This window comes from Nocardia sp. NPDC058497, assembly GCF_042720195.1.
Taxonomy (GTDB): Bacteria; Actinomycetota; Actinomycetes; order Mycobacteriales; family Mycobacteriaceae; genus Nocardia.
The window spans coordinates 1-7236 of sequence record NZ_JBHXMY010000300.1; the positions used below are offsets into that span (position 1 = coordinate 1).

The following is a 7236-nucleotide window of genomic DNA, read 5'->3' on the forward strand; positions in this document are numbered from 1 at the left end:
GATGGACACCGTGCCGCCCTCGACGAGCTGACCGAGCAGCGGCTGGTGGCCGGCCATGATGCCGATCTGACCTTCGGTGGTCTGCGCGCTGACGAACGAAGCCTGGCCGGACCAGAGCTTGCGTTCGACCGCTACGAGATCAACTGTCATCTCCGCCATGGTGGACTACTTCCCGGCGATCTTCTTCGCAGCGGCCTCGACGTCGTCGAGACCACCGCAGGAGTTGAACGCCTGCTCCGGGAAGTGGTCGAACTCGCCCTTGCAGACGCGATCGAAGTCGTCGATGGTCTGCTCCAGCGGCACGACCGAACCCGGCTGACCGGTGAACTTCTCGGCCACGATGAAGTTCTGGCCGAGGAACTTCTCCAGACGACGGGCGCGGCCGACGAGGACCTTGTCCTCTTCGGAGAGCTCGTCCATACCGAGGATGGCGATGATGTCCTGCAGTTCCTTGTACTTCTGCAGGATCCGCTTGACCTCGTTGGCGACCTGGAAGTGACGGTCGCCGACGATCGAAGCCTCGAGGATACGAGAGGTCGAGGTCAGCGGGTCGACGGCCGGGTAGATGCCCTTCTGCGAGATCGGGCGGGAAAGCTCCGTCGTCGCGTCGAGGTGGGCGAAGGTGGTGGCCGGGGCCGGGTCGGTGTAGTCGTCGGCGGGGACGTAGATCGCCTGCAGCGAGGTGATCGAGCGACCACGGGTCGAGGTGATGCGCTCCTGGAGCTCACCCATCTCGTCCGCCAGCGTCGGCTGGTAACCCACGGCCGAAGGCATACGACCCAGCAGGGTCGAGACCTCGGAGCCGGCCTGGGTGAAACGGAAGATGTTGTCGATGAAGAGCAGCACGTCCTGGTGCTGGACATCGCGGAAGTACTCCGCCATGGTCAGCGCGGACAGGGCAACGCGCATACGCGTGCCCGGCGGCTCGTCCATCTGGCCGAAGACGAGGGCGGTGTCCTGGAGGACGCCCATCTCTTCCATTTCCAGGTGGAGGTCGGTGCCCTCACGGGTACGCTCGCCGACGCCCGCGAACACCGAGGTGCCGGAGAACTCGCGAGCGATACGGGTGATCATCTCCTGGATCAGAACGGTCTTGCCGACACCGGCACCACCGAACAGACCGATCTTGCCGCCCTTGACGTACGGGGTCAGCAGGTCGATGACCTTGACACCGGTCTCGAGCATCTCGGTCTTACCCTCGAGCTGGTCGAAGCTCGGGGGCTTGCGGTGGATGCCCCACTGCTCGCCGTCGCGGCCGAGGCCGGGCGAGTCGAGGCAGTCGCCGAGGGCGTTGAACACGTGGCCCTTGACGATGTCGCCGACGGGCACCGAGATCGGCTTGCCCAAGTCGGTGACGCTCGCGCCACGGACCAGGCCGTCGGTCGGCTGCATCGAGATGGTACGCACGATGTTGTCACCGAGGTGCTGGGCGACCTCGAGGGTCAGGGTCTTGGCCACCGACGCCAGCTTGATGTCGGCGTTGAGAGCGTTGAACAGCGCGGGGATGGCGCCACGCGGGAACTCGACGTCCACGACGGGGCCGATGACACGGACGACGCGGCCGGCGGTTGCGCCCGCCTTGCTCGCGTTGTCCTGAGTGACAGCTGCGGTCATTAGATTGGTTCTCTTCCTGCGCTTCTAGTCGCGGTCCGAGCTCGACGCCAGCGCGTTCACGCCGCCGACGATTTCGCTGATTTCCTGCGTGATCTGGGCCTGACGCACCGAGTTCGCCTCGCGCTGGAGCACACTGGCCAGCTCGTTGGCGTTGTCGGTCGCCGCCTTCATTGCGGTGCGCCGAGCCGCGGACTCGGATGCCGCTGCCTCGAGCAACGATGAGTAGATACGCGTGTTGATGTACTTGGGCAGCAGAGCCCCCAGCAGCACATCGGCGTCCGGCTCGAATTCGTACTGCGCCGTGACCACCGCGTTCGGCGAGTCCGACATGATGTCGTCGCCGAGCTCGAAGTTCTCGTCGACGAAGCTGACCTGGATCGGCGCCAGGCGGCGCACCTCCGGATTCTGGTTCAGCATCGAGACGAACTTGGTGTACACGATGTGCAGCTCGTCGACGCCCGCGATGGTTCCGGTGCCGTCCAGCGAGGGAACCTCGTTGTCGGAGCCGGCCATGAAGGCCTCGACCAGGTGGCCGCACGCGGCCGACGCATCGGTGTACTTCGGCTGCTGCGAGAAGCCGGTCCATGACGCCTGGAACGGACGGTTGCGGAACTTGTAGTACGTGAGGCCCTTGTTGCCCATCACGTACAGCACCGGCTCCTTGCCCTCGCCACGCAGGGTGGTCATGAGCTCCTCGGCGCGCTTGAGCACGTTCGAGTTGTAGCCGCCGCACATACCGCTGTCACTGGTGATCACCAGGACGGCGGCGCGCCTCGGGTTGGGGCGCTCGTTGAGCAGCGGGTGCGCCAGGTTCTTCGACGCGCTCGCCAGCTCACCGAGGACCTTGGTGATCTCCTCGGCGTACGGCTTGGCCGCCGCGACCCTGGCCTGGGCCTTGGAAATTCGCGAGGTCGCGATCAGTTCCTGAGCCTTGGTGATCTTCTTGATCGAATTCACACCACGAATGCGGGAGCGCAATTCACGCAAACTTGCCACTAGCGGTTCACACTCCCTTCATTCGCCAGATCGGAATATGCCGACATCAGTCCCGCCCGGCTTACTTGTCGACGTGCTTGCGGGTGACCGACAGCGACTCGACCTCTTCGTGGTCCAGATCGCCTGCGCCGGGCTCGTTCACGACACGGGTGCCGTCGGAGGCAAGGAAGCCTTCCTTGAACTTGTCGGTCTCCGACTTGATCGCGTCGGCGGCCTCGCCGTCGAGCGGCTTGCGGCCACCCTCGAGCGCGTCGAAGGACGACTGGGTCGCGCTGTGCAGGTGCTCGAGCAGCTCGGCGGTGAAGCGACGCACGTCGCCGACCGGCACCGAGTCGTAGTAGCCGGCGTCGACCAGGTAGATCGAGATGATCTGATCCTCGACGGCGACCGGGGAGTACTGGTTCTGCTTGAGCAGCTCCACCCAGCGGGCACCGCGCTCGAGCTGGGCCAGCGAGGCGGCATCCAGGTCGGAGGCGAAGGCGGAGAACGCCTCCAGCTCGCGGTACTGCGCCATTTCCAGACGCAGCGAACCGGCGACCTTCTTCATGGCCTTGGTCTGGGCGGCGCCACCGACACGGGAGACCGAGGTACCGACGTTGATCGCCGGGCGGACGCCCTTGTTGAACAGGTCGGACTCGAGGAAGACCTGGCCGTCGGTGATGGAGATGACGTTGGTCGGAATGAACGCCGAGACGTCGTTGGCCTTGGTCTCGATGATCGGCAGACCGGTCATCGAGCCCGCACCCATCTCGTCGGACAGCTTGCCGCAACGCTCCAGCAGACGCGAGTGCAGGTAGAAGACGTCACCCGGGTACGCCTCGCGGCCCGGCGGACGACGCAGCAGCAGCGAGATGGCGCGGTAGGCCTCGGCCTGCTTGGTCAGGTCGTCGAACACGATCAGGACGTGCTTGCCCTGGTACATCCAGTGCTGACCGATGGACGAACCGGTGTAAGGGGCCAGCCATTTGAAGCCGGCGGAATCCGACGCGGGGGCTGCCACAATCGTGGTGTACTCCATCGCGCCGTGCTCCTCGAGCGCGGTCTTGACGCCCGCGATGGTGGAGCCCTTCTGGCCGATCGCGACGTAGATGCAGCGGACCTGCTTGGTCGGGTCGCCGGTCTCCCAGTTCGCCTTCTGGTTCAGGATCGCGTCGACGGCGACGGCGGTCTTGCCGGTCTTACGGTCGCCGATGATCAGCTGACGCTGGCCGCGGCCGATGGCGGTCAGCGCGTCGATCGCGGTGATACCGGTGGCCAGCGGCTCCTCGACCGGCTGGCGCTCCAGCACGGTCGCGGCCTGCAGCTCCAGCACGCGGCGGTCGTCGGCTTCGATCTCGCCCAGGCCGTCGATCGGCTGGCCGAGCGGGTTGACGACGCGACCGAGGAACTTGTCACCGACGGGAACCGACAGCACGTCGCCGGTGCGGCGGACCTGCTGGCCCTCCTCGAGCGAGGCGTACTCGCCGAGGATGACGGCACCGATCTCGGTGTCCTCGAGGTTCAGCGCGACGCCCAGGACGCCGCCCGGGAACTCGAGCAGCTCGTTGGCCATCGCCGAAGGCAGACCGCTCACGTGCGCGATGCCGTCGCCGGTGTCGGTCACGAGGCCGACTTCTTCGATGGAGGTTTCCGGGGTGTAGCTCTGGGTGTAGCTCTCGATCGCGCTACGGATCTCGTCGGAGGAGATCGTCAGCTCCGCCATGTTGTTCCTGCTCTCGCTGTGGTCTCGAATGTCGGGGGTTGGAGTTGAGCTGCTGGTCAGGACAGTGCCCGGCGCAGCTTCTCCAGTCGGCCGGTGGCGCTGCCGTCGATGACGTCGTCTCCGACGCGCACGACGACGCCGCTCAGCAGCGTCGGGTCGACCTGCACGTGCACGGTGACCGGCTTGCCGTAGATCCGCTGCAGGGAAGCCGAGAGCTTCTCCTTCTGCTGATCCGTCAGCTCGACCGCGGCGTGCGCGTGGGCGACGATCTGGTCACGACGGGCCGCCGCCAGATCGGACAGGGCGTCGAGGGCGACGCCGATGTTGTTGGTCCGCAGTCGGGTCACCGCCTGCTCGGCCAGCGCCAGGGTGATCGGCTCGGCCTTGCCGGTGAGCAACCGCTCGATCAGCTCGCGCCGCGCCGAGGCGGGCTTGCCCTGATCGGACAGTGCCTGCTCCAGCTGCGGGTTGTCGGCGATGATGCGACCGAGCCGGAACAGCTCGTCCTCCACCGCGTCCAGCCGGCCACCGTCGGCGGCCGACTCCAGCAGAGCCTCCTGCCCGAGCAGCACCAGGGTGTCGACCAGATCACGGGTGCGCGACCAGTTCTGCGCCACCGCGGTGGTCAGCACTGCCTGTGTGGCAGCGCTGACCTTGCCGCCGAAGATCCGCTCACTGAGTTCGGCGCGCGCCGACCCCGGCACCGACACGTCCGCGAGCGCCACACGCAGCGAACGCTGGTCGTCCAGCACGGCGACAACGGCGAACAGTTCCGAACCCGTTGTGGCCGCAACAGTTTCGCTTCCGGTCAGAGCGGCCCGAAGCGCCTCCCGAGACCGGGAGCTGGCCTCGCGGCTCGCTGCGTACATGCTTCTCACTTTCGCGTCGTTACCTTCCGGCCCCGATGGCGGTGGTGTCGTCGAGTTCGCTGAGGAACTTGTCGATCGACGCCGCCTGCTTGGCCTTGTCCGAAACAGACTGGCCGATGATCTTCTCGGCCAGGTCGACGGCCGTGCGGCCGACCTCGGAACGCAGCTCGGTCAGGATCTGCTGGCGCTGGGCTTCCAGCTGGGAGTGACCGGCGGCGACGATACGGTCGCTTTCGGCCTGGGCATCCGTGCGCATCTGCGCGAGGATCTGCTGACCCTGGGTGCGCGCATCCTCGCGGATACGTGCGGCCTCGAGCCGGGCGTCGGCGAGCTGCTGCTGGTACTGCTGCAGCGTCTGCTGTGCCTCCGCCTGGGCTGCTTCGGCCCTGGCGATACCGCCTTCGATCTTGTCCGTGCGCTCTTCGAGGGTCTTGGTCACACGTGGGATCACGTACTTCCAGAAAAGCAGACCGACGACGATGACACAGACGATCGACCAGACGATGTCGTACGTTTCGGGGACGAGAGGATTCACTTCCTCTCCCCCTTCGGCGGCGAGCATCATGATTTCGCGCATCGGAATCAGAAGATGAAGCCGGCGACGAGGCCGATCAGCGCCAGGGCCTCGGTGAAGGCGATACCGAGGAACATGGTGGTACGGATCTGGCCGGACAGCTCGGGCTGACGCGCGATGCCCTCGATGGCCTTACCGACGACGATACCCACGCCGATGCCGGGGCCGATCGCGGCGAGACCGTAGCCGATGGCGCCGAAGCCCTTGAAGGTGCTCTCGGTGGTCGCGGCTTCCTGGGCCAGGTAAGCGAGGCTCATGAGTCTTCTTTCCCTTTCTGTTGCTCACCCGCCGGTCGGCGTGTGTAGCAGGTTTGGCAGTACTGGTGTGGATTCAGGTCAGTGGTCGGCGGCGTGCTCGGCGAGGCCGATGTACACCGCGGTCAGCAGGGCGAACACATACGCCTGCAGGAAGATCACCAGCAGCTCGAACAGCGTGAAGCCGATGCCGGCGAGCAGCGAGAACGGCGAGAAGACCTTCATCCACGCGGTGGCATCGAAGAGGAAGTACCAGGTGGCGCTGAAGAACAGCACCAGCATGATGTGGCCGGCCAGCATATTGGCCATGAGTCGCACCGTCAGCGTGAAGGGCCGCAGCAGGAAGGTCGAGATGAACTCGATCGGGATCAGCAGCACGTGCAGCACGGGCGGGACGTTGGGCACCACGATGCTGGAGCGCACGTACTTGACAAGGCCGTACTTCTTGATACCGACATAGTTGAACGCGATGTAGGCGATGACCGCGAGGACCAGCGGCATGCCCACTCGAGCATTCGAGGAGATGTTCAACAGCGGAATCACGCTGGAGAAGTTCAGGAACAGCACCGTGAAGAAGATCGTCGCGATCAGCGGCAGGAACTTCTTGCCGGTTTCCTTACCCAGGATCTCGTCGCAGATCTGCTCCTTGACGAAAACCACGCCGGTTTCCATGACGTTCTGCAGGCCGCGCGGCACGATCTTCGGCGAGCGGAAAGCCAGCACGAAGAGGATCACCACCACGGCGGTCATCAACAGCCGGATCAGCATCAGGCGATCGAGTTCGAACGGCGTACCCTCGAACAGCACTGCTGGAGGGAAGAAGTCGGACAGCGATGGCGCGTGGAACTCGCCCGCCGCCAAAGTGATGACGCTCAGCGTTCTCTCCCGTGTTCGGGCCGCGGGTACGACGGTCATTCCCGCGGTTCGATCGGACATTGACGATCAATGGGGTCGACTCTGGTCGGCTCGAAATTCGACAGTTGCCTATACGGCGTGTAACCGTATGACTTCTGTTCGGGCGTCGGCGACATCGTCGACATGCTTCAACCGGGCACATTCCACCCGGATCGGCAGTAAGCATAGCGGCACCGGGCAGGATCTAGGCGATCCCCCCTGGTAACCCGAGGCAAAGCCCTGAGTTGGTCGGGCCGCGCCCCTAGCTTGGGTGCTTGCTTACCAAGACTTTACCAAGCTATCTACGACAGAGTGTAGCTGGGTGGGATTATT

7 protein-coding genes and 1 pseudogene are annotated in these 7236 nt (G+C 65.1%); all 8 read right to left on the reverse strand.

Going from position 1 to position 7236, the window contains the following annotated elements:
• Positions 1–159: pseudogene (locus ACFWPJ_RS19800) on the reverse strand (F0F1 ATP synthase subunit epsilon); the annotation flags it as partial.
• A 6-nt stretch (positions 160–165) separates the two neighbouring features.
• Positions 166–1614 (reverse strand): F0F1 ATP synthase subunit beta, encoded by a 1449-nt coding sequence (atpD, locus tag ACFWPJ_RS19805; RefSeq protein ID WP_378853349.1) that lies wholly within the window; start codon positions 1612–1614, stop codon positions 166–168.
• Between the two features lie 24 nt (positions 1615–1638).
• The gene (locus ACFWPJ_RS19810) at positions 1639–2610 is read right to left on the reverse strand and encodes a F0F1 ATP synthase subunit gamma (RefSeq protein WP_378853351.1); all 972 of its coding nucleotides are present in this window, start codon (positions 2608–2610) and stop codon (positions 1639–1641) included.
• Between the two features lie 61 nt (positions 2611–2671).
• Positions 2672–4312, reverse strand: coding sequence for a F0F1 ATP synthase subunit alpha (gene atpA, locus ACFWPJ_RS19815; RefSeq protein WP_378853353.1), 1641 nt, complete (start codon positions 4310–4312; stop codon positions 2672–2674).
• A gap of 56 nt (positions 4313–4368) precedes the next feature.
• Positions 4369–5181 carry a F0F1 ATP synthase subunit delta gene (locus ACFWPJ_RS19820; RefSeq protein WP_378853355.1) on the reverse strand — a complete coding sequence of 271 codons (813 nt, stop codon included), beginning with the start codon at positions 5179–5181 and terminating at the stop codon, positions 4369–4371.
• A gap of 19 nt (positions 5182–5200) precedes the next feature.
• Positions 5201–5758, reverse strand: coding sequence for a F0F1 ATP synthase subunit B (locus ACFWPJ_RS19825; RefSeq protein ID WP_378853359.1), 558 nt, complete (start codon positions 5756–5758; stop codon positions 5201–5203).
• Positions 5759–5763: 5 nt separating this feature from the next.
• Positions 5764–6012 (reverse strand): ATP synthase F0 subunit C, encoded by a 249-nt coding sequence (locus ACFWPJ_RS19830; protein ID WP_056817903.1) that lies wholly within the window; start codon positions 6010–6012, stop codon positions 5764–5766.
• Positions 6013–6090: 78 nt separating this feature from the next.
• Complete coding sequence (atpB, locus tag ACFWPJ_RS19835) at positions 6091–6945, reverse strand: F0F1 ATP synthase subunit A (protein ID WP_378853361.1); 855 nt, start codon at positions 6943–6945, stop codon at positions 6091–6093.
• Positions 6946–7236 lie beyond the last annotated feature (291 nt).

What these genes read in the sequence shown, in the direction of transcription:
- atpA (WP_378853353.1), bottom strand. Translation starts at nt 4,312, where the DNA reads ATGGCGGAGCTGACGATCTCCTCCGACGAGATCCGTAGCGCGATCGAG.
- atpB (WP_378853361.1), bottom strand. Translation starts at nt 6,945, where the DNA reads ATGTCCGATCGAACCGCGGGAATGACCGTCGTACCCGCGGCCCGAACA.
- ACFWPJ_RS19820 (WP_378853355.1), bottom strand. Translation starts at nt 5,181, where the DNA reads ATGTACGCAGCGAGCCGCGAGGCCAGCTCCCGGTCTCGGGAGGCGCTT.
- ACFWPJ_RS19830 (WP_056817903.1), bottom strand. Translation starts at nt 6,012, where the DNA reads ATGAGCCTCGCTTACCTGGCCCAGGAAGCCGCGACCACCGAGAGCACC.
- atpD (WP_378853349.1), bottom strand. Translation starts at nt 1,614, where the DNA reads ATGACCGCAGCTGTCACTCAGGACAACGCGAGCAAGGCGGGCGCAACC.
- ACFWPJ_RS19825 (WP_378853359.1), bottom strand. Translation starts at nt 5,758, where the DNA reads ATGCGCGAAATCATGATGCTCGCCGCCGAAGGGGGAGAGGAAGTGAAT.